Here is a 26,861-nt window from a genome sequence, read left to right as displayed (position 1 = left end):
AGAGGCAAGACACTCGCAATTGGGGGAACAGATGAAGGAAGAGAACGACGTTGAGAAGCTGGTACGCACGCTGCGTGCTCGAGCACCTGATGACGCGGCGGTATTGCTGGCCCGAGAGTCTCCCGAGTTCATCCGGGACACACTAAAGTTGTTGCCAGACCGGCACGCCCGCAAGGTGGCGGAGCATTTGCCGCCGCATATGCGGCCCGTCAAGCCTCATGGCGATGGCAAGGACGTCGCGGTCCCCGAGTCGCTCATCGAACTGACGGACCCGATTCCCGCCAGCGTTCCCGTCGGCACGACAGTAGCCGCCGCAGTGCAGGCCGTCAGACGCACCCCGGTGCCGACCGAGCTCACTTATCTCTACATCACCGACCAGGGCGATAAACTGGTTGGCCTCGTGGTCCTGCGCGATCTGATGCTGAGCGAAGCGGACGCCACGGTGGATCAGATCATGCTGCCGAAGCCGTTCGCCCTCCCCGCCGATCTCTCTTTGAGCGACGCATGCAAGGCGGCGGTACGCCGTCACTACCCTGTCTATCCGGTGGTGGACGCGGAGAACCGGCTGCTCGGGCAGGTCCGCGGCTGGCGGCTGTTCGAGCAGCAAATCATCGAGATTTCTGCCCAGTCGGGCCAGATGGTGGGTGTCCAGAAGGAGGAGCGTTCTTTTACGCCCCTGTTTTCAGCCTTCTTGAAGCGGCATCCGTGGCTGCAGCTCAACCTACTGACGGCCTTCATGGCCGCTTTCGTGGTCAGCTCGTTCACAGGCACGATCGAGAAGATCGTCGCCCTGGCGGCATTCCTCCCGGTCTTGGCCGGGCAGAGCGGAAACACCGGCTGCCAGGCACTGGCTATGACGCTGCGTGGCCTTGCCCTTGGCGATGTGGACAAACGATCGAAGCTGCACCTGGTGATGAGGGAGGGCGCGCTCGGGATCGCCAACGGTGTGCTCGTCGGTCTTGTGGCGGCTGCGGCGATGTGGTTCTACGCCTCGCGGCAACCGGAGTCGGCGGCCCAGGCGCCCATGCTGGCACTCGTGATCCTGCTCGCCATGTCCGGATCGTGCCTCATGTCCGGAATCTCCGGCGTGCTGATCCCGCTGGGCCTGCGCCGGGTCGGCGCCGATCCGGCGGTCGCTTCGGCGATCTTTCTCACCACCGTGACCGATATCGTAGGCATGGGCCTGATGCTGGGGCTGGCCACTATGCTCGTGCTGTAGCAAGGGCGCGTCCGGTGACGCATTCCCTGGGCGATGGGTTCCTATAAGCTGACTACGTCGGCGGCGGACGAAATTGCGAAGACCAGCCCGCAATCGCACAGGCCGTTGCGACAAGCATCGGCCCTGCAGCTTCCGACCGCTTGCGCAACGCCCAAGGAAGACCTTTGGATGAGCTATATGTGTCGGGCGGTGACCAGATACGCGCAGAGAATATTAATCTTGTCGGGTGTGCGATCCACGATTGGTGATGATTGAATTAGTTGCCGCTGGTGACGAATACTTCCATTGTTACAGAAACGCTGAGAAGATGTTTTGACAACCAGCGCAGCCGAAATACGAATGGACCCGATAGTTTGTTGCGCGGCTGCAACAGCTGTTGAAAACTCGGACGATTTCGCCAAAGTTCAGTCGCCTTTTTTCTTGTGGTCGTGCTAAGTCCTTCGCACTGGTCGGGTTTGGGGTGGTTCTCGGCATGCAATCTTCGTTTCGAACAATCGTCGGCTGCGCCGCGGCGCTGCTTTGTAGCAGCGCATTGCCGGCTGGCGCGCAGGGTCTTTTTTCGGCCTATGACGATGCGTTTTCAGCCCGCATCGCCAGTCCGGCCGACAACGGAACGCTCGCCCAGTTCGTCACGGTTGCCGTCAATGCAGGACAATACGATCAGGCGATCTCCTCAATCGAGCAGTATCTGATCAAATATCCCCGCGATGCGCGCGCCCGGCTGGCGGCCAGCCGGTTGTACTATCATGTCGGCTCCTATGAATTGGCCCGACGGCAGGTGCAGTACGGCATCGAGGTTGGGGGGCTGTCCGCGGCTGAGCAGCAGGAAGCTGCTCGCCTGCTTGCCCGCATCGAGCGCGCGTTGCGTGGCGTCACCTGGGAACTCGCCCTGACCGGCGGCGTGTTCAGCGCATTCACCGATTTTGAGCCGGGTGGGGCGCAGGACGAGGACAGCTTCGTCTCGCCCTATGGGCGGGCGGAAGGCTTTGTGCGATGGGACCTCGGCACGCCAAGCGCCGACGCCCTGGTCCTTTCGGGGTCGTTGACTGCGACACAGCGCTTTTTCACGGAAGACCTGTCGGTTCCGGGTAGCAAGGAGACTTTCGTCCACGGCAACGCCGCTATCACCTGGGACAAGGGGCTGCCCAATAGTGGGATCGATTCGCTGCGCCTGCTGCTTTCGGCGTTTACTTTTACAGATCGTTTCGACAGCGATATCCAAGAAACCGGCATCGGCCTCAGTGGACGCTTTCTTGTGCGCCCGACGGTCGAGACGACGCTTTTTGCAGGCGGCGGCTACATCGATCTAAGCGCCTCGCAAGGCATTTTCGCCGATAGCAGGGTTTTCTATGAGGCAGGCGGCAGCTACCGCTTCCGCAATGGCCAGGCGCTCGGACTGCGCTTTGTCGGGTCAAATGACTTCGCCTCCGGATCTGGCGAAATCGGCCACAGCTACACGGGCGAGATCCGCTATGGCGGCCTGTTGATGACCGTACCGGATCTTTTCGCATGGTCGCACCAGGTCGCGTTCTCGGCCGGCCACAGCAACACTCCCGATCTGTCCGTTGGCATCGGCACAAATATCAAGAGCGACTTCTGGCGCATTGCCTCGGAAAGCGATTTTCAGCTGACGGAGTCGCAGAAGATCAGCGTCGATCTCGCCTATCGCGAAACCAACTTCGACATCGCCAACCGCGACCGGAAATCGTTCGAAATGCTCATGAGCTACACGTTGACGCTCAATTGAAAGAGGCCGCGATGAGGACCCCGTACCGTCAGATCGCCATTTTTGTCGCCTGCCTTGCCTTCGCGGCACCATCCGCCGCTGAAACGATCGGGTCGATGACGGCCTACCAGACCAACATCGTCCGCAACAACGGCGGGACAATGAACGTCGGTGCCGGCGTGGAACTCGGCGATCAGTTGCGCAGCGATCCCACCGGTCTTGGAATGCTGGTGTTCCGGGACGAATCGAGCGCCAAGATTGGTCCGAACACCAGCCTGACGATCGATGAATTCGTCTACAATCCGGGCTCCGTATCTGGAAAAATCGACATCGGGATGAACAGCGGCCTGGCCCGTTTTTATGGCGGCCAGGTTTCGAAAGGCGGCGTCATGCAGGTTGCGACGCCGCATATGGTGCTCGGCGCCAGAGGCGGCATCATCGAAGTGCTGGTGGCAGCCGGCCAGACCGTCGGCATACTGCGCGCCGGCCGCATGACCTGCACGATCAATGGCAAACGGCTGGTCATCACAAACCCGGGCTACGCCTGCACATCGGACGATGGCAAGCTGCTGACCGGCTACGGCGGCATCGACACATTCCCGATATTGGACAGCATCGACCGGATAGCCGGCACCGGCCTGCCAGGCGCACCGGGTCCTGGACTGGATGTAAGCGCGATTTGTGCGTCGGCACTCGGCGGCTCGCTCAAAGTCTGCGAGTCCACCGACGGCGCATTACCGGGAGTGGTCATGGAGTTCCCCGACAGCCTAACGCCACCTGTGGGCGGCGGGGTGAAGGATGATGGCGAGTGTGAGGGTGAAGGTTGCTGCTACTACTGCAATTAGGCCTGGCCGCACGACATGAGCCTCTTGGTCGGTTGGCGCTGGGCTGATTGGCGGCAAGCTGGCAGGCGCAAAATATCCGGTCTTGCGGTCGTGCTCCTGCTGCTCGCTTGCCATTTGGCTTTCGACGGGCCGCTGTCGCGCCTCCGCGAACGCACATACGACTTCTACCAGTTTCTCGCCCCGCGCCAAGCGACGAGCAATCCTGTCGTGATCGTCTCGATAGACGACGCCAGCCTCAAGGCACATGGGCGATGGCCCTGGAACCGTGGCCTCCTGGCCGATCTGGTCGATGGCATCACCGCATCCGGCGCCGCGGTGATCGGGCTTGCGCTGGTGCTGCCCGAGGCCGACACCTCGCCTGAGGGCATCGCCGGAGACAAGCGCCTGGCAGCGGCGCTGGCCAAAAACCGAACGGCGCTTGCCGTCAGCCTGGGCAACGAGGCGACAGTTTCAGAAGCAGAGCCCAAAGCCGGCTGGTCGATCGTCGGGCAGGTACCCGACACACTTCCCGGCTTCACCGGCCTGACCGGCTCGCTTGCCCAATTCTCGAACGCGGCCGCGGGCCTCGGCGTCATTCGCACCCTGCCAGATCCAGACGGCGTACTGCGCCATGTGCCGCTGCTTTGGCTTCGCAACACCGCTCAAGGCGTGCAGCTGTGGCCGTCCTTCGCACTCGAACTCCTGCGCCTTTATGCCGGACAGGACGGCTACATAGCCCGCCTGAATGCCGCCGGGTTCGACGCGCTCAGGATGGCCGGCGCCATCGTGCCGCTCGAGCCAGAGGGGACCATCCGCCTTTGGGAAACCAGCACCGATACGCCACGCATATCTGCCAGCACTATCCTTTCGGGCGACAGCGATCAGCGGCTGCGGGATGCCATTGTCATTGTGGATCTGTCGGCCGTGGGACTGACGCAGTACCTGCCCACCCCGACACGTCCAGCGCGACCAGGCGCGGACATCCACGCCGATGCAATCGGCCAGTTGCTTGCCGGGCGCTACCTGGCGGAGCCAATGCACGCGCGCACGGTGGAGCGGCTCTGGTTTGTCCTCACTGCCATCATGTTCATCGGGCTTTCCGGAATGCTCGCCGAACGTGTCGTGCTTGGTGCCCTGGCTCTCGCGCTGCTGGCCGTCACGCCGTTCGTGTTCGGTGCTCTCGAATATAATATGCAGGGTACACTCTATGACCCGCTGCAGCCGGCGCTTGCGACGATCCTGGTAGCCAGCTTCGAAGGCTATGTCCTCTACAGGCGCAGCGAGCAGCGCCGGTCCACCCTGGCACGGCAGTTCTCCCAGTATCTGTCGCCTTCCGTGGTGCAGCGCCTCGCAAGCTCGGACACCGAAGCCATCCTGTCCGGCGAGAAGCGCGAGATCACAATCCTGCTCAGCGACATACGCGGCTTCACGACGATGAGCGAACAACTCGATACCCAGGAAATCGCAAAGGTGGTCAACCACTTCCTCGGCATTGCGACCGATGAGATCCTCAAGCGCGACGGCACCATCGACAAATTTATGGGCGATGCCGTGCTGGCCTTCTGGAACGCGCCGCTTGATCAGCCGGATCATCGCGAGCGCGCGCTCGACGCGGGGCTAGCCCTGATAGAACGGGTAAAGCGCGAAGACGCTGCTTTCACCGCCGACGGCCACCCCTCTATCGCAATCGGCGTCGCCATCGAGACCGGCATCTGCTCGGTAGGCAATTTCGGCTCCGAGCGGCGCTTCGACTACACCGCGATCGGCTCGCCGGTGAACCGCACGGCACGGCTCGAATCGACGACCAAGAAGCTGCGCATCCCCCTGGTGCTTGGTCCCGGCTTTGCGAAGGGAGCATCGATGCCAGTCGTCCAGGCGGGCGCCTTTGAGCTCCAGGGTTTCAAGGGTGAGGTGCCGGTTTTCACCGTTCCGGAGCTGCACCATGATACGAGCCGCGAACAAGCGATTCAGAATGGCGGGCAATCTGGCGGCCCAGACCTGGTCGACGGTTCACCGCTGTCCCCAAAAACAGCTCCTCCTGATCCTGCACTCCGAAACTGATCGGCTCCAGCGGTGCGCGGGGGTGTCGCCGCCTCGTGACCTGACTACGCCCTTCGGAAGGCCTCGCAAATTTGCGTGCCCTCCCCGGTTATTCGCCGCGCATGGTCGCCTGGAAGGTGGGCAGGTGCTTCTTCTGCGCCTCGAGCATTTTCTCGCGATAGACGCCATAGATGACGTCGGTGTCGTGCAGTGTGACGCCGGCAATCGTCGGCGAGGCAAAAACCGGCAGCTCGATGCCGCGCTTCGAAAGCGCCTCGGCGGTGCGGGCGATCAACTCATGCGCCAGGATCATGGCAAGCACGGTCGACGAACCGGAGACCGGCCGGCTCCAGCCCTCGACCGGCACGATGGCATCCTCGATCGGCGAGCAGGTGTCGATGACAAGGTCGGCGGCATCGGCAAGCCGCTTGCCGGAAGAGTGCGTCGCCGGCTTGTCGAGATTGTTCTTGCTGGTCACCGCAACGACAAAGATGCCGCGTTTTTTCGCGTAAAGCGCGGTGTCGATGCCGGACGAATTGCGGCCGCTGTGGCCGAAGATGATGATCGAATCGCCTTTGTTGAGCGGCTGGTGATCTAGGAATTTCTCGGCGTATTTCTCGGTCCGCTCCAGCCACAGAAGTTCGCGCACGCCGCCGGCGCCGAGCACATTATGCCACATGACACGCGGGTCGGTCAGCGGATTGAAGCCGACATAGCTGCCGTAGCGCGGAAACACTTCCTGAACCGGCAACACCGAGTGGCCAGAGCCGTAGAGATGAACCAAGCCACCGCTCTCGAGTGTGTCGGCAAAGCGGCTGGCCGCCTCACCAAAAGCTTCGGCATTGGCTTTCGAGGCCTGTTCGATGAGGGCGGCAAGGCGAGGTATGTAAAGATCGGACACGTCGGTACTCCTGTTATGGGTCGGCTTGGGTATGGCTCAGCTTCTTGCGGTTGGCGCGGCGCGACCGGCACGCAGCGTCGAGCGGATTTCGTAGCGGTCGCCACGCATGACCGAGACGGTGAATTCGAACGGGCCGCGCTCGTCGGTGGTGATGCGCTCGACCACGAAAGCGGGACTCCCCGCGGGCAGATCGAGCAACTCGGCATCCGCCGCCCCGACCGCACCGACACGGTAGTTTTCGCGTGCCGCGACCGGCACGATGCCGTAATGGCGCTCCAGCGCTTCGTAGAGCGAGCCCTGCAGCAGGCCGGCATCGAGAAAGCCGGGCACGCGCGCGGCCGAGAGCTGCGCCGTCTGGATACCGATCGGCTCGTTGTTGCCGAGCCTGAGCCGGCGGACGCGCACCACCGGGTCGCCTTCCTCGATCTCCAGCGCTCCGGCCGCGGCGGCATTGGCGGTGGTCAGGCTGCAGTCGAGCAAGCGCGAGCCCGCGACCACGCCCATATTGCCCATTTCCTGCGTGAAGCTGGTCAGTTCGCGGGTGCCGGCGACCAGCGTGGTGGAGCGCACGAAGGTGCCACGGCCATGTTCGCGCCTGAGCAGCCCGTGCTCCTCCAGATTGCGCAGCGCGTGGCGCAGCGTGATGCGGCTCACCCCGAACAGGGCGCACAGTCTGTCTTCGGCCGGAATCTGGTCGCCGGTCGCCCACTCGCCACTCTTGACGATGGCGCGGATGGCCTCTTCCACCTGATACCAGAGCGGCTCGGGCCTTTTGCGGTCCGGTTGCTGAAAGCTCGGCTCGCTCATCTTATCTGCCTCCACTGTGCTCCGGCGAGACCGGCCAGCGAGGCGCCGACGAGACCGGCGCGGGAACCGAATTCGCCGGACCGCAGAACGACGCCGCGCAGATGCGGCGGCAGCTGACGCCGCAATGCCGCAAGCAGCGGCGGCCCTACCACGTCCAGCGCATCGGCAAGGCCGCCGGAAATCAGGACTGCCTGGGGATCGAGCAGCGCGACCGCACTCGCAAGGGCGGTGCCCAGCCGGCGCGCCGGCAACTCCAATGCGTCAAGGGCGGCCGTCTTGCCGGCCCGGGCGGCCTCGACCAGCCTGCCGCCATTGGCCAGCCCGATCTGGCGCGCCGCGGCGTCGAACGCCCGCCCGGAAGCGAAGCGCTCCAGCCAGCCGCTGCGGTCCTCGCCTTCATCCTCGATGTCGGCGCAGGCCCAGCCGAATGAGCAGGCGCCGCCACGTGCGCCGGCGACGATGCGATTATTGGCCAGAACGGCGGAGCCGATGCCGGTGCCGATTGCCAGCAGGATGGCATCGGACAGGCCCTTTGCAGCACCTTCGACCGCTTCGGCCAGCATGGCCATCTGTGCGTCATTGCCAACGGACAAGCGCAGACGAGGAAACAACGCCGCGATGTCGACACCGTCGAGATAGGACAGGTTCGGAACCCAGTGACAGACCGAGCCTTCGACAAGCCCCGGCACCGCCAGGCCAAGGGCGTCGACCGGACCGGCCTCGGCGCGCAACGCGCCGATACGGGCGACGAAGGCATCAAGGCTTGCCGGCGCAGGCTCGCGGCTGAGCATCTCCAGCCAGCGAACATCGCCGGTATGGATTGCGGCGCGCAAATTGGTGCCGCCAAGATCGATGGCCAGAACGCGTGTCATCGAGAGCGGCTCCGATTGGCAGCCGCCCGGTCCTCGGCGCGCCAGTTCCTCACGGTGTCGTCGGCTCTGGTCGGCAGTGCGATACAGACCCCGGTGCACGCGACGGCGAAGCCGCCGATCAGGCTGGGCGCAGCGCGTCGATGAACCATGATCCGTCTCTCATTCGACATCGGCTTCCTTTGCGGCGGGGTAAGTGTCATTATAACGACATGACTTTGTTCGCAAGAGCTCTTGCGGCACGTTTGGGCATTTCCGGCAGTGATAAACAACCCTAGCTATCGCAGCTAATTATCTGTTTTCAATGACATATCTCTCCCTCACAGGCCAGATAAGAAATCTCCCACGGCGCCGGCCAGGAACTCTCCGCGAAGATAGCCCTTGCATCGTTGCTTCAAGTTGTCATAACGTCGTTCATATCGCTGTGCGCCTACGCGGAGGATCCCGGATGTCTTTGGCTTGGATTTCGAAACTGGCATTGGCTGCAGGGCTACTAGCCTCGCCCACCGCTGGATGGGCGCAATCGGTCAGCATCTCCTATCTGACCCACTGGTCGCCCGAAACGGTCGCTTTGCTGGACGCCGCGGCCAAGGACTACGCCAAGAGCAATCCGGATGTGACCGTCACCATCCGCGCCGTCCCCTTCGGCGACCTCCTGACGACACTGCGTTCCCAGGGCGGCAGTTCCGATGGGCCGACGATCGGCGGCATCTATGATTTGTGGCTGCCCGAACTGGCGCGAGACAAGCTGGTCGCGCCGGCCCCCGATGCGGTTGCCGGCGAGGTCAAGAGCGCATGGCCGGCCGGTGTCGTCAGTGCGGCATCGGTCGGCGGCACGCTCTACGGCATTCCAAACGAGATCGACGTCTATGCGTTGAACTACAACAAGGAGCTGTTCAAGCAGGCCGGCATTACGGCCGCACCGAAGACCTGGTCCGAATTGAAGGATGCCGCCCGGAAGCTGACCCGGAAAGACGCCGGCCAGCAAGGTTTCGGCATGATCAATTCCTGGGCCGCGGGCGTCGTCCATCCCTTCGCCTCGCTGCTGGCCTCCAATGGCGGGGAGCTGGTCAAGGACGGCAAACCGATGCTCGACAGTCCTCAATCCGGTGAGACTTTCCAGCTCTATGAGGATCTGATCAAGTCGGGCGCCAGCGATCCGGCGATGGCCACGGCCGACGCCAACACCACCGGTCCCTTCCTCGACAATTTCGTCTCCGGCAAGACCGGCATGATCATCATGGCCAACTGGTGGGAAAGCGCATTGAAGAGCGGCATGGGCGACAAGTTCTCCAATATCGCCACCGCACCCATCCCGGTCGGCCCGAGCGGCGACAAACCGCACTCGATCTCTTATTCGTGGATGACCGTCGTCAACGCCAATGCCGGTCAGGCCGAGCAAAAAGCGGCATGGGATTTCCTGGCATGGCTGAACAGTCCGAAGTCCGGCAAGAACGGCGCCTCGGCAATGTCGGATATTCTGATGTCGATGGGCATCCTGCCGACGCGGACCTCCGACATCGAAGCCCACAAGGACAAGCTCGGTTCCGAGTTCCTGTCCGGCTATGTCAGCGTGCTTGCCGACGCCAAGCCCTTCCCTGTCGTCCCGGGAGGGCAGGAGTTCAGCGAATCGCTCCAGCAGACGCTCGAGGCGTTGCAGTATGGGCAGCTCTCGGCCAAGGATGCGCAGGCGAACGCGCAGGCCGATGCCGTCTCGATCCTGGAGCGTGCCGCCAAATAGCGAAGGCGCCGTTTCGTGAGCCCGACGCTTTGGAAGCAGAGCGATGATCAAGACCTATCGTGCCTCGGCGGGCATCATGCTGGCGCCCGCCGTGACATTGATCGGCGTTTTCATCCTGCTGCCGATGCTGCTCACCATCTGGCTGTCATTCCAGGACTGGTCGACGCAAACACCTTTTTCCAGTGCGAGCTTCATCGGCTTCGACAATTTTCGCGAAATATTCGGACCGACCTCGGTCGGGCGGGATTTCAAGCGAGCACTGCTCAACACCGCGATCTACACGGCATTGTCGATGATGCTCATCCTGCCCCTTTCGGTAGTGTTCGGCTTGTTGGTCCACCAGAGCGATGTCGCAGGCGGCGCGGCGCTGCGGACCGTGTTGTTTTCCACCTACATGGTGCCGATGATCGCCGTGACGCTGGTCTGGTCGAAGCTTTATTCGCCGAGCGAAGGGCCCCTCAACCAGATACTCGGCCTGGCCGGTATCGGCCCGCAACCGTGGCTGTCCACGCCAAGATCGGCGTTGATCTCGATCGTCGTGCTCAATGTCTGGCAGCAGATCGGCTATTTCACGGTGCTGGCGGTTGCCGGGCTGACCCAGATCCCGGGCAGTCTTTATGAGGCGGCGACTCTGGACGGCGCCAACCGGCGCGAACAGTTCCGCTTCATCACCTTGCCACTACTGCGGCGCACGCTTCTGTTCAGCGCCGTCATCGCCATCATCAACGCCGTGCAGGTATTCGAGCCGGTCGCGCTGATCACCCAAGGCGGGCCGGTCGGCTCGACCAACGTGCTGACCTATCACATCCGCCGTGTCGGCATCGAGCGCGCGCAAGGCGGATTGGGCTCGGCCATGGCAGTGATGCTGATGCTGGCGCTGATCGTCGTTGTGTGCGCGCTGTTTGCATTTGCCAACCGGAAGGACGCCGAATGAGCGCGCGGGGCCGCACAGGATCGAGCCGGTTGGCGCGCAAACGCCTGGCGGGCCGCAGAGCGCTGCTCGCCACGCTGATGCTGCTGGTTGCCGTGGCCTCCGCCTTCCCGCTCTTGTGGATGGTACTCTCCAGCCTGAAGACGCCGGCCGAAACCATGCAGGTGCCGCCGGTGTGGATACCGCGCACGCCGAGCCTCGAAGCCTATGAGAAAGTCTCCGGCGTCATCAATGTCGGCCGCTCGATGTGCAATTCGCTGGTGATCGCCTCGATCACCACCGCAGGCATTCTGGTCACCAGCATGATGGCTGGCTACGCCTTCGCCAAGCACCACTTTCCCGGTCGCTCGCTGCTGTTTTCCGTGCTGATCGCCACCATGTTTCTGCCGCCGATCGTCACGCTGATCCCGTTGTACCGGCTCGTCGGATCGATCGGCCTGAATGCCAGCCTTGCCGGCATCATCGTGCCCAACCTCGCCAATGCCTTCGGCATCTTTCTGATGCGCCAGTTCATCGCCGGCGTGCCAGACGATTTGATCGACGCGGCACGGATGGATGGGGCGTCGGAACTTGTGATCCTGTTCAAGATCGTCGCGCCGAGCGTGGCGCCCGCGATCGCAGCATTGGCGCTGTTTGCCTTCGTGTATCATTGGAACAGCTATCTCTGGCCGCTGACGGTTCTACAGGGTAATGCACACGACTATCCGATCGTCATCAGCCTCAGCCGCCTGCTCAGCTACAACAGAGGCGCCCTCAATACTGGACTGGTGATGGCCGGCGCCACACTTGCTGTGCTGCCTCCATTGGTGCTGTTCGTTTTCCTGCAGCGCTTCTTCGTGGATTCGATCGTCGGTTCGGCGATCAAGGGATAGCGTCGGCGGCACTGCCGGCATCCGCCCGGCTGTCATTGGGACGCGCTGGTGAGCATAACGGAGCTACGCTGATAGCCGCGTTCTGAAGCTATCTGTTTATCGGCGAATCCGACGCGAATTCCCCCGCTGCCTACCTTTATCCAGCGCAGCCCCCTCAAGGGGTTCTGTGAGGATATTGGTTATGCTTCTATATATGTAACTGTGCTCATCACCCAAGGAGCGGGATATTGCCACTTGCTACAACCACTTCGTTAGGTGGCGTCGGGCTGGTGTCTGGGGCCGTATCATAGACGCGCTTGCCGCTGGGCGGTCCGGCGGCGGCGGTATCGCTCGCCCTGGCTTCGGGTAGAGGCTTCGATCTGACCATGCAGTACGCCGCTCTCATGCTGATATAGCTGGAAGCGGCCGATGTCCTTCGCCACCGGCATGGCCGTTTGGCCACGCGACCGCACTACGCCGCGTCTGTCATGGGAGTGAACGCCTTCCGGCATCCGCGCCCAAAGCAGTTGCTTACGGCGGTGGCCGAGGCGCCAGTTACCGTATCTTGTCGGTAAAGCGACGTTGCGCTCTCTGCTTCCACATCCGGGTATGCCGAAAAGTCCGTCGGTCAAAAGTCGACCAGCGGCGTGTCAACGATCTGGTGCTCGAACAGCGCCCAGAACGGCGATCCCTGGGATTCGGAGTACCAATGCTCAAAAATCGCAAGGGCCTCGCCGATATTGGTGGCGGGTTCGACGTCGGGCAACTTCGCGGCCTGGAACAACGCAAGCGCAACCGGGCCAAAATGCGTGATCGCTTCCGTGCGCGCCTCGCTGTCCGCATTCCAGCCGAGCCGCAAGCGCAAGACGGCCAAAGCGCTGGCCACAGCGATCTCCTCACTTTCGGCCGAGGCCACGGCGTCGGAGATATCCTGCATGAGGTTGAGCCGCCTGAAGGCGAAAGCGCGCTCCTGTTCCAGAACCGCGATCTGATTGGCCGCTTGTCGCCTGAAGCTTGCCTCGGTTGTCCTGGCGGTCTCAGCCGTCGTTTTCAGGTCATTCAGAAAGGAAGCCGTCGGGTTCATCTTGGCTCACTAGGATGGCGGAAGAGAGTGGGAGTCGAACCCACCAGAGACCGACTCGCGGCCCCTCCCGGATTTGAAGTCCGGACGCCCCACCGGGGACGATGCTCCTCCAGAAATTTGCGCCATCGGCGGCTCACCCTCGCCTGTCAGGCGGAACAGGTCCAGCCTGCGCCTGTTCAGACGGCGCAAGTCTCCCTGCCGCAGCGTCACGCCGTGCCGATCGAGAAATTCGAGGATATGGATGGCGACCTTGCGTCCGCTGCCCACGCGATCGCGAAATTGAGCAGCGGTGAACTGCCCTGTGGGCATCGACGCAGCGAGGTCGCGCGCGATCTCGACGATTTGCGCCAATGCCTCGCGCTGGAAGAAGTCGTCATGAGCGACCTCGTGGACCTTCCCCATGCGGCCGGCAAGCTTCAGAAGCCGGCGGATTTCGGTGTCCGGCGAGCCCAGCACCTCGGCAATATCCCACACCCTCGGCGGATGGAATCGTTCGGGTCCGCCAATGAGAGGCTGGATCTGTAGCCAGAGATTTTCATCCTTTGCCGTCAAGTGCGCCTCATGACCGGGTAGTCGCACCCAGGCGCCGTCCAAGGCAACTTCTCCAGCGTGCGAAAGGCTCCGCAGAACTGCTATGAAAGAGGAGGCCGGCAGACGTGGATCAAGCCCAATACGCAGTCTCTCCATTCCTACGCCGGGCAAATCCGGATTGTCGGCATGGAAGGTCCCCAGGGTCGCGGCCAAGTCGCGCTTAAATCGCAACCAGCGCTCCGGCGACAGCACGAGAAGCATTTCTCCAACGGTAAAACGGACAAGCCCGAGTTGATCGATCAGGCCTTCCGTCTCGCAGTCACTAAGCGCCCTGTCGCGCGCAAAAGCCTTCAGGTCGAAATAGTGGGGCGGCGCATCAAGGAGTGCGGCGGCGGCCAGTTCGGGCGCCAATAGCGCATGGGCATCGAGTTGGATCAGCCGTTCCGGCGCGCGGCGTTTGCGGCTGGGCGCCCGCAGATCGAGAAAATGTCCGCCGCCGATGGTTCGCTGCGCGGAGGTGTCCCGCACCACGTAAACGTCGCCGGCAGCGGCCGCGATCGGACTGTCCAGCACCAATTGAACATTGGCCGTGCCGCCAGGCCCGATCGGTTCGTCTCCGAGGAGTACGATGCGTGCCCCGACCTCCGTCGCGGCATGGTGGAGCCGCACCGGAAACCATTGGCCGATCGGCTTGCGTTCCCCCGGCAGAACGCGAAGGCTTGCGTCGATCCGGCCCGACGGCGCGTGAAGCTCCGGATCGACAATCACGTCGCCGCGCCGGATCGCCTCCTTGAAAACCCTTTCGCCGGTCAGATTGAGCGCACACCGGTCTCCCACCCGACTACGTTCGGCCGGCCGGTTCTGGGCGTGGATCGATCGAACTCGCGCAAGCAATCCCGAGGGGCTTACGACCACGTTGTCCCCAATACCGAGAGAACCCGAAAGCACGGTGCCCGTCACGACGGTGCCCACGCCGCGCAGCGTGAACGAGCGGTCCACCGGTAATCGAAAACGGCCCGAATCTGTACGCCGGGCAAGATGCGACGCCTCCTCGAACAAGAGATACCTGAGTTCATCGATACCTTCGCCCGTAAGGACCGAGACGGGAATCAGGTGGGCCTCGGCAAGCATCGTCCCGGCAAGCACCGAGCGGATATCGTTCGCCACCGCAGTGCGGCGCTCGGGACCGGCCAGATCGCATTTCGTGAGCAGGACGGCGCCGCGCTTGACACCGAGCAGATCGATGATGGCGAGATGCTCCCGAGTTTGCGGCATGACGCCGTCATCGGCGGCCACCACCAGCAACACGAAGTCGATGCCGCTGGCGCCGGCGAGCATCGTGTGTACGAAACGCTCGTGCCCGGGAACATCGACGAAACCGATGCTATCCCCACCCGGCACCGGCAAATAGGCGAAGCCGAGATCGATCGTCATGCCGCGTGTCTTTTCCTCCTGCAAACGATCGGTGTCGATACCGGTCAGCGCATACACCAGCGCAGTTTTGCCATGGTCGACATGTCCCGCCGTGCCAACGATCATGATGATGCGGCCTCCGGCCACGGCGCGGCGGCGCGACGCTCGGCCTCGGCGGCATCGCCCGCGCTCAATTCGGCCCGCACCGCAGCCAGATAGCGGCCGGCAAGGGCGCTGCCGCCTGCCTGGGCACGCAGGAGCCAAACCAGCGCCTCGACCGCGTCAGCCGGCACGCCCGTGCCAAGATGGCAGGCGGCACCGAGCATTGCCTGCCCTTCCGCGTCTCCTCGCATGGCAGCACGGCGCCACCAGCGGACAGCCTCGTGGGGATCGCGCGGCACGCCGAGCGCATTGTGATAAAGCATGCCGATCCGGGTCATCGCGGATGCGATGCCTTGATCGGCCGCGGCAAGCGCCCAGCGTCGCGCCTCGCCGACATCGGGAAGCATCACTTCGCCCTCCAGCAGCATCCAGCTCAGCATATCCTGCGCCGGTCCGTCGCCAGTTTCCGCTGCGGCCCGATAGAGCTCGGCCGCCCGGCGAAAGTCCTGCTCGACGCCTTCGCCGCGGAAATAAAGCGACGCCAAATTTCTTTGCCCGACAGGATCCCCTGCCTCGGCGGCGAGCGCCAGCCAGCGAAAGGCCATTTCCGCATCACGCTTGACGCCGAGCCCTTCGGCGAAGCAGGCGCCGATATTGTTCTGAGCGCGGGCAACGCCCCGGTGAGCGAGCGGCTCCCATATGGAGAGAGCCACGGCATGGTCGCCTCGCCGCGCGGCTTCGAGGGCCTCGGTCATGCGTGCGGCCACAGGCGTCTCGGCTGGGCGGCGCGCAAGGCGATCAAGCCAGCGCATCGGTTCCTCCCGGATTTAAGCCGGCAAGATTGGCGATGAAGTTCGCCTCGTCTTCCAGACAGCGCAAATCGAGCACGAGCGCCTGGTTTTCGATGCGCCCGATCACGGGGACGCCCAGCCCACGCAGCGCAGCCGCAAGCGCTTCGAGCGCCCGGCCGCTCCCTGAGCGCGGCTTGAGTGCAAGCCCGGCGCTTGGCACAGTTTCGAGCGGCAGCGCGCCGGATCCGACTTGGCTCCGGCACTCCACCGTGTCGACCGCAAAGGCTTCGCCCACGGCGTCAGCAACCAGGGGAGCAAGGCGCTTTGCCTGCGCTGCAATCTCCCTCACCGAGCGCGAGAGCAGCCTTAGCGTCGGCAGGCGCTCGGCCAAGCGGTCTGGGTCGCGGTAGAGCTTCAACGTCGCTTCGAGCGCGGCCAAACGAAGCTTGTCGACCCTGAGCGCCCGCTTCATCGGGTTGCGGCGGATCGCTGCGAGCAGGTCCCTGCAGCCGACGATGAAACCCGCCTGCGGACCGCCGAGCAGCTTGTCGCCGGAGAATGTGACGAGATCGGCGCCGTCGGCGACCGCCTCGCGCACGGTCGGCTCGCGCCGAAGGCCGTAGCGGGCTAGATCGACCAGCGTGCCCGAACCGAGATCATGGACCAGCGGTATTCCATGCACCTTGGCGATTGAAGCGAGCTCGGGTGCCCGGATCTCGGCCGTGAATCCTTCGACCCGGTAGTTCGATGTGTGCACCTTGAGGATGAGCCCGGTCTCCGGGCCGATCGCCGCGACATAGTCTTTGCGATGCGTGCGGTTGGTGGTGCCGACCTCGACAAGCCTGGCGCCGGCGCGCGTCATGATCTCGGGCATCCGGAAAGAGCCGCCGATCTCGATCAACTCGCCCCGCGAAACGATCGCTTCGCGACCGAGCGCCAGCGTGTTGAGGACGAGAAGAACGGCGGCCGCGTTGTTGTTGACGACGGTTGCATCCTCGGCTCCGGTCAGCTCGCAAACGAGCGATCGAAGATGATCGTCCCGTTCGCCGCGCCCGCCGTTCTCGACATCGAATTCGAGAGCCACCGCTTCGCTCATTGCCAGCCGAACAGCATCGACCGCCTCCTTCGCAAGGAGGGCACGTCCGAGATTGGTATGCAGCACCGTTCCGGTCAGGTTGAAAACGGGGCGCAGGGAAGGTCGTTCGCCATCCTTGAGCTGCAAGAGTGCGTCGCCGGCAAGATCGTTTGCCTCCGGCACGATCGCTCCAGCATTGCGGGAGGCCATTCGCGCATCGGCGACGGCTCGGCGAATGGCCTCCGTCGCGGCCTGCCGCCCGAAGCGCTCGATTGCGGCCACCGCCAGCGGGGTCCTCAGCACCTGGTCGACCGACGGAAGATTGCGTAAAGGGTTTGCGGATGAAGCGGTCATCGTATCGTCAGTAGCCAACCAGGAACGGATTGAACGATCCGCGGCGATGGCCACCCTCGCGGACGAGCAGGTCGAGGCCGAGCGTCGCCACGTCGTCGGCGACCGGATCGAGAGCCGGATCCTTGTGCTGGGATAGGATCTTTACATAGCAGCCGCATGCATCGCAGGTCTCGGCTTTGACCGTGCCAGAGCCTCCCTCGATTTCCTGATAGCCTATCCCCTTGGTCGAGCCGCACAGCGTACATTTGATGCGGACGTGGTTCCACAATGTTCCACACAGCGCGCAGGCGCAGAACCGCGCCCCGTGTGCGCCGTGCCAACCGACGATGATCGAGGATACGGGCGGCCCACCGCAGGCCGGACAGGCGCCGTCGGCAACCGGAACCAGCTTCGAGCTGTCGAGACATGCCGCGAGGCGGGCGAAGTGAACCTGCAGCGCGGCCGCGACATAGACATGCTCGGCAAGCGCGTTCATTGGGATCGCATCGGTGAGCACATTGCGCACCATGGATTCGACCCCGAACGCATCGATATCCGCCAGCCTGTCCAAGGCGGCTGCGGCCGCCTCGGGTTTTTCGATCGTGGCTGCCACTTCGAACAGGCGGCCGAGCGTCATTCCAACGGCGGCATCCGAAGTGAATTGGTTGCGATCGAGCGGCGGCATACCGAAGGTTCGTGCACGCTCGCGCGCCTCCGCGGTCGGCAATTCGACATCCGGCAAGCCGTCCTGGATGCGGTGCTGCGCATCCGTCAGTGCAGCGAGGAAGCGGAGATAGGGGCCGAGCTGGTGGTCATCCGCCAACACATTCAATCGCTCGGAGCGGCGAATGAACAAGGTCCGCGGATCAGGCAGGCGCGCAAAGGGTGGGGCCGAGACCTCGCCGATTACAGTCGGGTCAGGGCGTGACGGATCTTGTTGCTTTGGCATTTCAACCTCACGAACCTCACGGGCCACGTGGTCGGCTTGATACTGCTCCAGAGCAATTCCACGAAAAGTATAACGGCTTTCCGTCCGGAATTGCGCAAAAATAAATGCCCGCTCATTCGGCGGGATTCGATCCCGAACGTCCGTCCGGTTTGCGTGCGATCAGTTCACGCAGCCATTTGCGATGATGCCGCCAAGCCCAGCCGCCGGTCACCCGTCCGCGCGTCATGGCGGGAATGGTGCCGCGTACCCAGATGGCCGAATAGAAATGGATAATCCACACGCCGATGATCGCCACGGCAGCGATCGAATGAACAAGCAGCGCCACCCGCTGCTGACTGATCGTGGTGTAAGCGGCGAAATATTGTTGCCAGATGACAATGCCGCTCGAAATCAGGATGATGATGAGGATCGACATTGACCAGAAGACGAGCTTCTGGCCGGCATTGTACTTGCCGACTTCGGGGACGTTGTCCTCGTGATTGGATAATACGTCACGGAAACGTGCGAGCCACGTTCCGTCCTCGGGCCTCCACAAATTGGCCTTCCAGAACCGAAGGAAAAGCCCAAGGAAGCTGAAGAAGAGCAAGACGCCGATCCACGGGTGAATGAAGCGCGTGAACTGGCCGCCGCCAAACAGCCCCGACAGGAAGAACAGGCTCGGGTGAAACATGGCAAGGCCCGACAAGGCGAGCAGGATCAGGCTGGCCGCCGTGATCCAATGGTTGATCCGCGCGCCAACCGTGTAGCGGTCCACGATCACTGGCTTGCCGGGATGTACCTGCTCGTTCGGCTTCACGTCATACGCGGCCATCGTAGTCGCCTTCCGTCAGCTCTTCGGCATGCTCCTCATCCGTCTCGGAGACCCTGTTCGGTCCCATGACCAGATGGTGAAGCAGGCCGACGCCGGCCGCCACGCCGAGAATGGTGAGGCCGGCATATTTGGTCACGCCCTTCCACGCCTCCACGAGCGGGCTGATCTTCGGCTCCCTCGGCAGACCAGAATAGAGTTCCGGCTGGTCGGCATGGTGCAGCACATACATCACATGCGTCCCTCCGACGCCGGGCGGATCGTAGAGGCCGGCATTCGAGTAGCCGCGCGATTTCAGGTCCTTGATGCGGCCGTCGGCGTGCTGTTTCATCTCGTCTTTCGTGCCGAACACGATCGCCTGGGTCGGGCAGGCCTTGGCGCAGGCTGGTCCCTGGCCGACAGCCACGCGGTCGGAGCAGAGCGTGCATTTGTAGGCCGTGTGATCGACTTTGGAGATGCGCGGAATGTTGAACGGGCAACCCTTGATGCAATAGCCGCAGCCGATGCAGTTCTCATGGACGAAATCGACGATGCCGTTCGAATACTGCACTATGGCGCCCGGCGCCGGACAAGCCTTGAGGCAGCCCGGGTCAGCGCAGTGCATACAGCCATCCTTGCGGATCAGCCATTCGAGTTCGTTCGTCTCGGGATTGTCCCATTCGCTGTAGCGCATCAGCGTGAACATGTCCGGCGTGAGATCGGCAGGATTCTCATAGACGCCGGCATTGAAGCCGATCTCCGGATGCGTGTCGTTCCACTCGATGCAGGCCGTCTGACACGCCTTGCAGCCGATGCATTTCGAAACATCGATGAGCTTGGCGACCTCCGTCAAGTGCTGCTCGGGTGCGGGAACCCTCGAGGCAGAGCGGCGGATGAGGTCCTTGTCGGAAAAACGCGGTGCGGTATTCGTCGTCGAAGGATTTGGAAGTGGAGGAAACATCGCTTACGCCTCCTACGCTACCGGCCCGGCGATGGGCTCGATGTTGACAAGGAACGCCTTGTATTCCGGCGTCTCGATGTTGGCGTCGCCGACAAAGGGGGTGAGCATGTTCGGGCCAAAGCCTTTCTTCGCCGCTCCCGTGAAGCCCCAGTGCAGCGGTATCCCGACGATGTGGACGGTCTTGCCATCGCAGGTCAGCGGCCTGATCCGCTTGGTCACCATGGCCTTCGCCACAACGGAACCGCGCTTCGACCAGACGCGCACCCAGCCGCCTTTGGTGATGCCCTTCTCGGCCGCAAGCTGTTCCGAAATTTCCACGAAAAACTCCGGCTGCATCACCGCATTGGTGATGACGTGCTTGGTCCAGAAGTGGAAATGCTCGGTCAGTCGGTAGGAGGTCGCCGCGTAGGGGAACTCCTGCGAAGCCGATTCGGCGAACTGGGCCATATCGCCTTCGAACACCCGCGCTGCGGGGTTGCCGCGGACTTTGGGAGCTATCGGGTTCGCGATGGGCGACTCGAATGGCTCGTAATGCGCCGGGAATGGTCCGTCGCGCATCATGCCCCGGGTAAAGAGGCGCGAGACGCCTTCCGGATTCATGATGAACGGGCCTACTTGATCGGGCTTTGCCGTTGGCAAGATGTCGGGGACATCGTAGCCCGACCATTTCGTGCCGTCCCATTCGATCACCTTGCGGCTTGGATCCCAAGCCTTTCCGGCGAGGTCAGCCGACGCCCTGTTGTAGAGAATGCGGCGGTTGGCGGGCCATGAGAACGCCCATTTGGAATAGGCGCCGGTTTCGTCAGGATCGGCGGTGTCCCGCCTGGCCATGTTGTTGCCGTTTTCGTTGAAGCAGCCGGAATAGATCCAGCAGCCGCAGGAGGTGGAGCCGTCGTCGCGCAGCGCGGCGAAGCCCGGCAAGAGCTTTCCGGCCTCGGCCAGCACCTTTGTCGGGTCGGCCGTATCGGTTACCCTGGCGAGCGCCCTGCCATTGATCTCCTGGGCAAGCTCCTCGGCCTTCGGATCGCCGGGATCGGCATAAGGCCAATTGAGCTTGACGATGGGATCGGCGAAGGCACCACCTTCCTTGGTGTAGAGTTCCTTCAGGCGCAAATAGAGCTGCGCCATGATCCAGGTATCGCGTTTGGCCTCGCCGGGGGGCGTGCCGCCGGCCCAATGCCACTGCAGCCAGCGCCCCGAATTGACCAGCGACCCGTCATCCTCGGCGAAGCAGGTGGAGGGAAGCTGGTAGACTTCCGTCTGAATCTGCGACGGATCGACATCGTTGTACGGCCCGTGGTTCTCCCAGAACCGGCCCGTCTCCGTGTCCAACGGATCCATGATGACGAGGTATTTGAGCTTCGAGAGGGACTCGATCACCTTCTTCTTGTTCGGAGCTGCCTGTAGTGGGTTGAAGCCCTGGCAGAAATAGCCGTTCATCTTGCCCTGGTGCATAAGCTCGAAAGCCCGCAGCAGATCGTAGCCCGGCAGGTCGAGCTTCGGCAGGAAGTCATAGGCGAAATCGTTCTCCGGTGTTGCCGCGTTGCCCCACATCGACTTTTGGAAGCTTACGAAGAACTTCCTGTAGTTCTGCCAGTAGCTCATCTGGTTCGGCCGGAGCGGCTTGAAGCCCCGGGTCGACATGTAGGCTGCCAGATCGACCTCCTTCTCAGTCGGCAGCGTCAGATAGCCGGGCAGCAGGTTCGACATCAGCCCGAGGTCGGTCAGCCCCTGGATGTTGGAGTGACCGCGAAGCGCGTTCATGCCGCCACCGCGTATACCGATGTTGCCGAGAACAAGCTGCAGCATCGCCATGGCGCGGATGTTCTGCGAGCCCTTCGAGTGTTGCGTCCAGCCGAGCGCGTACATCGAGGTCATCGCCTTGGTCGGAGACGACGTCTCGGCGACCATCGCGGCCACCTTCAGGAACCGGTCCTTCGGTGTGCCGCAGATGCGCTCGACCATCTCCGGCGTGTAGACCGCGACATGCTTCTTGAGCAGATTCCAGACGCAGCGGGGATTGGCCAATGTCGTGTCGACAACGGCAAAGCCGTCCGAGCCTATGTCATAGTCCCAACTGGACCTGTCATAGTCTCGCTTCGCCTCGTTATAGCCGGAGAAGAGGCCGTCCTGATAGGTGAAGCCCTCCTTCACAACATATGTCGCGTTGGTGAAGGCCTTCAGATAGTCCCATTGCACCTTGTCGTTCTGGATGCAGTAGTTGATCAGCCCGAGCAGGAAGGCGATGTCCGTTCCCTGGCGGATCGGCGCGTAAAGATCCGATACCGAAGCCGAGCGTGTGAAGCGCGGGTCGATGACGATGAGCTTGGCGCCGCGGTTGGCCTTCGCCTCCGTGACCCATTTGAAGCCGCAAGGATGCGCTTCGGCGGCATTGCCGCCCATGATGACGACGAGATCCGTGTTCCTGATGTCGGTCCAGGAATTCGTCATTGCGCCGCGGCCGAATGTTGGGGCGAGACTCGCCACCGTCGGGCCGTGTCAGACACGTGCCTGGTTGTCGAACACCAGCATGCCCGCGCTGCGGACCACCTTGTAGGTCGCGAACGCGGTTTCATTGGTCGAAGCCGAGGCGGCGAGGAAGCCGGTGGTGATCCACCGGTTGACCGTCACGCCGTCATTGTTCGTCGCGACGAAGTTCTTATCGCGATCGTCCTTCATCAGGCGGGCGATGCGGCCGAGTGCGTCTTCCCAGCTTATCGGCTCGAACTTGTCCGAGCCCGGTTTGCGGATCATCGGATGTTGCAGACGGGTCGGCGACTTGACAAATCCGAGCAGGGCCGACCCTTTGGGGCACAAGGTGCCGCGATTGGTCGGATGATCAGTGTCACCCTCGATATGGGTGATCTCGGCTGGCTCGCCCTTTCTGAGATCGCCCTTCGAATACAAGATTATGCCGCAAGCCACCGAGCAGTATGGACAGGTATTGCGTGTTTCGATGGTGTTCGCGAGCTTGAAGGACCGTATGGCCGCCGCGTGTGCGGCCTCGCTATCGCCGAAGCCGAGGGCTCCGAGCGTAGTACCGGCGAGACCCGCGCCTGCTGTTTGCAGGAACGCGCGTCGAGAAAGATCGATGTTCATGGGTTCCTCCCGAAGCCGATGCCCCACAAGGCAACTCGAACCAACGGTTCAATCCGGGTAACTAGTCTCGGACCAAATAAAATCAATGCCAAAGAACGAGATGCGTACGGTGCAGCAAAAGTGCCCTCCGAACGGCCTTCCCGCAGCAGGTTTGTGCCCGCAAATCGGCACTGTGTATTATTGTCGAATTTGTTGTCTTGTTTTCGTGACCGCGACTGCGATTGACGAAAACGAACGTATTATCATAAAGTAAAGCGTGGCGATGAAACAGCTCCCGCGGGTCGGGGCGCCTTTCGATCTATACCCAATGACGGCGGTGCCTCGCACGCTGGATACGGTCCTTGCCTTTCCTAACTCAACAAAATCCGCTGAGAGTAAGCGTGCTCCAAACGTGCCGTGCGTCGGGCGATCGTATTTTCCATTCCGGTTGACTTTGATCCCTACTAAAGCGTGGCAGCAGAGGAGGCTCGACGACCATGGCAATCGCCCTCTCGCCTGAAGTCACGGAAGCGCCCGTTGTGCGCCTGACCAGCCTCGCCCATGGCGGCGGTTGCGGCTGCAAGCTGGCGCCGTCAGTGCTGCAGCAGCTTCTCGCCGATCCGGCGGCTGCCAGTCCCTATCATCAGCTTCTCGTCGGCACGGAGACCGGCGACGATGCGGCAGTCTGGCAGCTCGACGGCGCGACTTGCGTCATTGCGACCACCGACTTCTTCATGCCGATGGTAGATAACCCCTACGATTTCGGCCGGATTGCCGCAACCAACGCCCTGTCCGATATCTATGCGATGGGTGGCCGGCCGATCATGGCGTTGGCTATACTCGGCATGCCTCTCGACAAGATCCCGACGCTCATGGTCCGCGAAATCCTGAAAGGTGGCGAAGCTGTCTGCGCCAACGCCGGAATCCCGGTTGCCGGCGGCCATTCAATCGACTCGCCGGAGCCGATTTACGGCCTTGCAGTCATCGGCACATGCCGACCCGAGGATATCCGACGCAATTCTGATACCAGGCCAGGCGACACCTTGATCCTGACGAAAGGGCTCGGTGTCGGCATCTATTCCGCCGCCATCAAGATGCAGGCGCTTTCCGAGAGCGGCTATCGCGAAATGATCGCCTCCACCACCCTTCTCAACCGGATCGGAGCGGAGCTGGCGCAGGACGCGAGCGTCCACGCGGTCACCGACGTGACCGGATTTGGCTTGCTCGGACATGCCCTCGAGATGGCACGCGGTTCCGGGTGCACGCTGATAATTTGCAGCCGCGACGTGCCGCTGTTTTCCGAGGCTGCCTCGCTCGCGGTCGACGGCCACGTTACCGGCGCATCCTGGCGCAACTGGGCGAGTTATGGCGACGCGGTAAGCTTACCTCCCGGCATGCCCGAGTGGCGACGCCACCTTCTCACGGACCCACAGACTTCGGGCGGGTTGCTGGTTGCTTGCGAGACCGACTGCGCAGCCGCGCTCGTCGAGAGGATCGTCGCGGACGGCTACCCTTCGGCTCGCATCATCGGCCATGCCAGGCCCGGCGCGCAGACAATAGTAGTAGAGGCCTGAACGAATCGGCGAACCTCGTGGCGACCATGCTATAAAGCATTGATAAATAATGGTAATGGTGGGCCCGGACGACGTTTGGGGCTTCGCGGCATTCAATTCCAATGTTTTTCGATGTTTTGTCCTATCTACGGCGCTAGATTCCACCCGATCAAACGCCTCGCTCACCGTTAACGGAAAAGAGAGGGCCATGACGTGTTTCAGTCTCAAGTTGGAAGGTCGCATGGCGCATTGACGATACTTCGCGACAAGCAAGGAGGGTCTCGATTTGGAGCCGGAGGCGGATTGGCAGCTTCGAGGCTCGGATTATCAGAAGCGGGCCTTCAGTAATCACGTGTCTTCCCGTTATTATGGACACGAGAAGATGCCCCCCTATGAGCGAGAACCGCAAGTTAGCCGCGATCCTCGCCGCCGACGTGGTCGGGTACAGCCGGCCGGCGAGCGCGGATGAAGACCGTACTTTGGCCAGGTCGCGGGCACTGCGCAGCGACCTGATCGACCCGACCATCGCAGTCCACAACGGACGCCTGATCAAGCGCACAGGCGATGGCGCACTGGTCGAGTTCCGCAGTGTGGTAGTGGTGCGCTAACAACCGCTACGGATGAGGACGGACAGCAGTGCGCTGGAAGGCGTCAGGCCTCTGTTCACTTGCCAAGCACAGCTCGCACATTCCACGGTGGTTTCAGGCTTTGTCGATAGCCTTGAGGAGCCGCGCACGCTTTATATCTCGCCGAAGCACCTGTCGCAGGCACTGGGTGTGAAGGTGGCCAACCTGGCCCAGTTGACGGTGTCCACCGCAACACACTCCGTAACCCGTCATCGAGCGCCTGCAGGGTCGGATGCGCGAGATGGTGAAAGTGATCTCGGCCGCGACGGAACTCACTGGCGACGTCGACTCGCGCTAGGGAAGCTGGTTTATAATCCGTACACTTTAGACGATTGACCGAAGTACACCGCCGTCGACGCGCAGACCGGCGCCACTCGTCGCTGACGCTTGCTCCGAACAAACGTAAACAACCATGTTGGCTACTTCTTCGGTCGTCGCAAATCGATTGATCAGTGTTGTCGGGCGCATCGTCGTCAAGAACACTTGCTCCGCTTCCTCTTGGCTGATGCCTTGCGAGTGCGCCAGCTCACTCATCATATTCGACAGGATTTCGGACCTCGTTGGGCCGGGGAGGACCGCGTTAACTGTGACACCCGTTCCGGCGACCGCTTCGGCAAGCCCCCTCGAAATAGCGAGTTGCGCCGTCTTGGTCATGCCATAGTCGATCATCTCTTTCGGGACGTTGAGTGCGGATTCGCTGCTGATGAATACGACCCGTCCCCAACCCCGCGCTGTCATCTTCGGCACATAGTGGCGTGCGGCGCGAACGCCGCTCATGACGTTGAGCTGGAAGAGGCTTAGCCAGTCGTCATCGGCGAGATCGAAGAAAGTCTTCGGGCGCGCTGTCCCCACATTGTTGACGAGGATATCCGCATCGGGCGCCTGTGCGAACAGAGCTCCGGCCCCTTCGGCTGTCTCCAGATCAGCCGCAACGCCCGTCAGACCAGCCTGTGGGAAAAGCTCGCGAATCTCGCGAAGCGCTGTGGCGACGCGTTCCTCGCCGCGGCCGTTGATCACAACCGAAGCGCCCGCGCGCCCCAGTCCTTCGGCGATGGCGCGACCGATGCCCGCCGTGGAACCCGTTACAACGGCCTTGCGGCCCTTAAGATCGATATTCATGAGTCTATTCCTTCAATTTCGGACTGCGACAGCGACGGCTGTTTTACTTGATGTGTGAGGCAGTGCGTTCGGTTGCGACCTTGGCGAGATCCTCAAGGAGCTTCTCGTGCGTGCGCCAAAAAACGTCGGGGGCCTTCTTGGCCAATTCGATCCAGAACGGGCCCTGCATCGTCTCCTCGGTCCAGAGGTGGCATCCATTCGCCGTGGGTGTGATAATCCATGCGTGATAGGCCTTCGAAGTCACCGCCGCCTTGGGGTAGCCGCCCCACGCGATGCGCGTCATGGGCTCGAACTCCTGCACTGACGCGAAGACGTCCTGGCCGGCCAGGTTGGTTTCGAACCGTGTGCCAAGGCGAAGCGATTCGTGCCCATCAAGCAACTGCACGTGTTCGACGCCCGGGTAGAAGCCAGGCCAAGCGGCGGGATCTACGAGCAACGACCAGATCGTTTCAGCAGAGGCCGCGACCTCAAGTTCGTTGGTGAAATGGATCGGGGATCGGCTGGGCGTCAGGTCTGCCGGCCATTTGATTGCCTCGAACATGTTGTTCTC

Annotated in this window: 20 protein-coding genes, 1 tRNA gene and 3 pseudogenes; 10 read left to right on the top strand and 14 right to left on the bottom strand. The window is 62.4% G+C overall.

Annotation, left to right across the window (positions count from 1 at the left end):
• Positions 1-31 precede the first annotated feature (31 nt).
• From NKJ13_RS05785 to NKJ13_RS05770, 4 genes are all read left to right on the top strand, one after another.
• Complete coding sequence (locus tag NKJ13_RS05785) at positions 32-1,219, top strand: magnesium transporter (protein ID WP_352646122.1); 1,188 nt, start codon at positions 32-34, stop codon at positions 1,217-1,219.
• Positions 1,220-1,691: 472 nt separating this feature from the next.
• Complete coding sequence (locus NKJ13_RS05780) at positions 1,692-2,966, top strand: tetratricopeptide repeat protein (protein ID WP_352777319.1); 1,275 nt, start codon at positions 1,692-1,694, stop codon at positions 2,964-2,966.
• An 11-nt stretch (positions 2,967-2,977) separates the two neighbouring features.
• On the top strand, positions 2,978-3,790 hold the full coding sequence (locus NKJ13_RS05775; protein WP_352750934.1) for a FecR family protein: 813 nt from the start codon (positions 2,978-2,980) through the stop codon (positions 3,788-3,790).
• A gap of 15 nt (positions 3,791-3,805) precedes the next feature.
• A complete protein-coding gene (locus tag NKJ13_RS05770) occupies positions 3,806-5,830 on the top strand; it encodes a CHASE2 domain-containing protein (RefSeq protein WP_352777317.1) in 2,025 nt (674 codons plus the stop codon).
• Between the two features lie 88 nt (positions 5,831-5,918).
• On the opposite strand, the gene NKJ13_RS05765 is transcribed toward NKJ13_RS05770, so the two are convergent.
• The 3 genes from NKJ13_RS05765 to NKJ13_RS05755 are packed head-to-tail and all read right to left on the bottom strand — an operon-like array spanning position 5,919 to position 8,389.
• Entirely contained in the window at positions 5,919-6,710 is a 792-nt protein-coding gene (locus tag NKJ13_RS05765; RefSeq protein ID WP_023678721.1) for a sugar isomerase domain-containing protein, read from the bottom strand.
• A gap of 36 nt (positions 6,711-6,746) precedes the next feature.
• Entirely contained in the window at positions 6,747-7,517 is a 771-nt protein-coding gene (locus NKJ13_RS05760) for a GntR family transcriptional regulator (RefSeq protein ID WP_254820103.1), read from the bottom strand.
• The gene (locus NKJ13_RS05755) at positions 7,514-8,389 is read right to left on the bottom strand and encodes an ROK family protein (protein WP_352777314.1); all 876 of its coding nucleotides are present in this window, start codon (positions 8,387-8,389) and stop codon (positions 7,514-7,516) included. Before NKJ13_RS05755 ends, NKJ13_RS05760 begins: the two co-directional genes overlap by 4 nt.
• A 445-nt stretch (positions 8,390-8,834) precedes the next feature.
• Here NKJ13_RS05755 and NKJ13_RS05750 point away from each other — a divergent pair, with 445 nt between their 5' ends.
• The 3 genes from NKJ13_RS05750 to NKJ13_RS05740 are packed head-to-tail and all read left to right on the top strand — an operon-like array spanning position 8,835 to position 11,930.
• Positions 8,835-10,127: an ABC transporter substrate-binding protein gene (locus NKJ13_RS05750; RefSeq protein WP_352777312.1), complete on the top strand. Its 1,293-nt coding sequence runs from the start codon at positions 8,835-8,837 to the stop codon at positions 10,125-10,127.
• Positions 10,128-10,170: 43 nt separating this feature from the next.
• Entirely contained in the window at positions 10,171-11,061 is an 891-nt protein-coding gene (locus tag NKJ13_RS05745; protein ID WP_352777310.1) for a carbohydrate ABC transporter permease, read from the top strand.
• Positions 11,058-11,930, top strand: coding sequence for a carbohydrate ABC transporter permease (locus tag NKJ13_RS05740; protein ID WP_352777308.1), 873 nt, complete (start codon positions 11,058-11,060; stop codon positions 11,928-11,930). Before NKJ13_RS05745 ends, NKJ13_RS05740 begins: the two co-directional genes overlap by 4 nt.
• Positions 11,931-12,537: 607 nt before the next feature.
• Here NKJ13_RS05740 and NKJ13_RS05735 read toward each other — a convergent pair.
• From NKJ13_RS05735 to fdnG, 9 genes and pseudogenes are all read right to left on the bottom strand, one after another.
• On the bottom strand, positions 12,538-12,825 hold the full coding sequence (locus NKJ13_RS05735) for a hypothetical protein (RefSeq protein ID WP_352777306.1): 288 nt from the start codon (positions 12,823-12,825) through the stop codon (positions 12,538-12,540).
• 183 nt (positions 12,826-13,008) lie between these two features.
• Positions 13,009-13,104: transfer RNA gene (locus NKJ13_RS05730), tRNA-Sec, on the bottom strand.
• A 123-nt stretch (positions 13,105-13,227) separates the two neighbouring features.
• Positions 13,228-15,063: pseudogene (selB, locus tag NKJ13_RS05725) on the bottom strand (selenocysteine-specific translation elongation factor); the annotation flags it as partial.
• Positions 15,060-15,851: a tetratricopeptide repeat protein gene (locus NKJ13_RS05720; protein WP_352777303.1), complete on the bottom strand. Its 792-nt coding sequence runs from the start codon at positions 15,849-15,851 to the stop codon at positions 15,060-15,062. The gene NKJ13_RS05720 and the pseudogene selB, both read right to left, overlap by 4 nt.
• A complete protein-coding gene (gene selA, locus NKJ13_RS05715; protein ID WP_352777301.1) occupies positions 15,838-17,259 on the bottom strand; it encodes an L-seryl-tRNA(Sec) selenium transferase in 1,422 nt (473 codons plus the stop codon). Before selA ends, NKJ13_RS05720 begins: the two co-directional genes overlap by 14 nt.
• A 7-nt stretch (positions 17,260-17,266) precedes the next feature.
• Positions 17,267-18,187 carry a formate dehydrogenase accessory protein FdhE gene (gene fdhE, locus NKJ13_RS05710; protein WP_352777299.1) on the bottom strand — a complete coding sequence of 307 codons (921 nt, stop codon included), beginning with the start codon at positions 18,185-18,187 and terminating at the stop codon, positions 17,267-17,269.
• A gap of 112 nt (positions 18,188-18,299) precedes the next feature.
• The gene (locus NKJ13_RS05705; RefSeq protein WP_352507612.1) at positions 18,300-18,998 is read right to left on the bottom strand and encodes a formate dehydrogenase subunit gamma; all 699 of its coding nucleotides are present in this window, start codon (positions 18,996-18,998) and stop codon (positions 18,300-18,302) included.
• Positions 18,985-19,935, bottom strand: a complete 951-nt coding sequence (fdxH, locus tag NKJ13_RS05700; RefSeq protein WP_352777297.1) for a formate dehydrogenase subunit beta — start codon at positions 19,933-19,935, stop codon at positions 18,985-18,987. Before fdxH ends, NKJ13_RS05705 begins: the two co-directional genes overlap by 14 nt.
• Positions 19,936-19,947: 12 nt before the next feature.
• Entirely contained in the window at positions 19,948-23,034 is a 3,087-nt protein-coding gene (gene fdnG / locus NKJ13_RS05695) for a formate dehydrogenase-N subunit alpha (protein ID WP_352777296.1), read from the bottom strand.
• Positions 23,035-23,510: 476 nt separating this feature from the next.
• On the opposite strand from fdnG, the gene selD reads away from it, so the two are divergent.
• The 3 genes and pseudogenes from selD to NKJ13_RS05680 form a co-directional block, all read left to right on the top strand.
• A complete protein-coding gene (gene selD / locus NKJ13_RS05690) occupies positions 23,511-24,587 on the top strand; it encodes a selenide, water dikinase SelD (protein WP_352777294.1) in 1,077 nt (358 codons plus the stop codon).
• A 371-nt stretch (positions 24,588-24,958) separates the two neighbouring features.
• Positions 24,959-25,162 (top strand): annotated as a pseudogene (locus tag NKJ13_RS05685) (adenylate/guanylate cyclase domain-containing protein); the annotation flags it as partial.
• Positions 25,163-25,186: 24 nt separating this feature from the next.
• Positions 25,187-25,478, top strand: a pseudogene (locus NKJ13_RS05680) (hypothetical protein); the annotation flags it as partial.
• Between the two features lie 38 nt (positions 25,479-25,516).
• Here NKJ13_RS05680 and NKJ13_RS05675 read toward each other — a convergent pair.
• Positions 25,517-26,311, bottom strand: a complete 795-nt coding sequence (locus NKJ13_RS05675) for an SDR family NAD(P)-dependent oxidoreductase (protein WP_352777292.1) — start codon at positions 26,309-26,311, stop codon at positions 25,517-25,519.
• A 43-nt stretch (positions 26,312-26,354) separates the two neighbouring features.
• The gene (locus tag NKJ13_RS05670) at positions 26,355-26,852 is read right to left on the bottom strand and encodes an SRPBCC domain-containing protein (RefSeq protein WP_352750968.1); all 498 of its coding nucleotides are present in this window, start codon (positions 26,850-26,852) and stop codon (positions 26,355-26,357) included.
• Between the last annotated feature and the right edge of the window lie 9 nt (positions 26,853-26,861).

Origin of the sequence: Mesorhizobium sp. M0174, from assembly GCF_040322275.1 — a bacterium.
In the GTDB taxonomy this organism is placed as follows: domain Bacteria; phylum Pseudomonadota; class Alphaproteobacteria; order Rhizobiales; family Rhizobiaceae; genus Mesorhizobium.
Note: the sequence above shows the minus strand (reverse complement) of the source record. Positions and strands in the feature narration are given on the sequence as shown.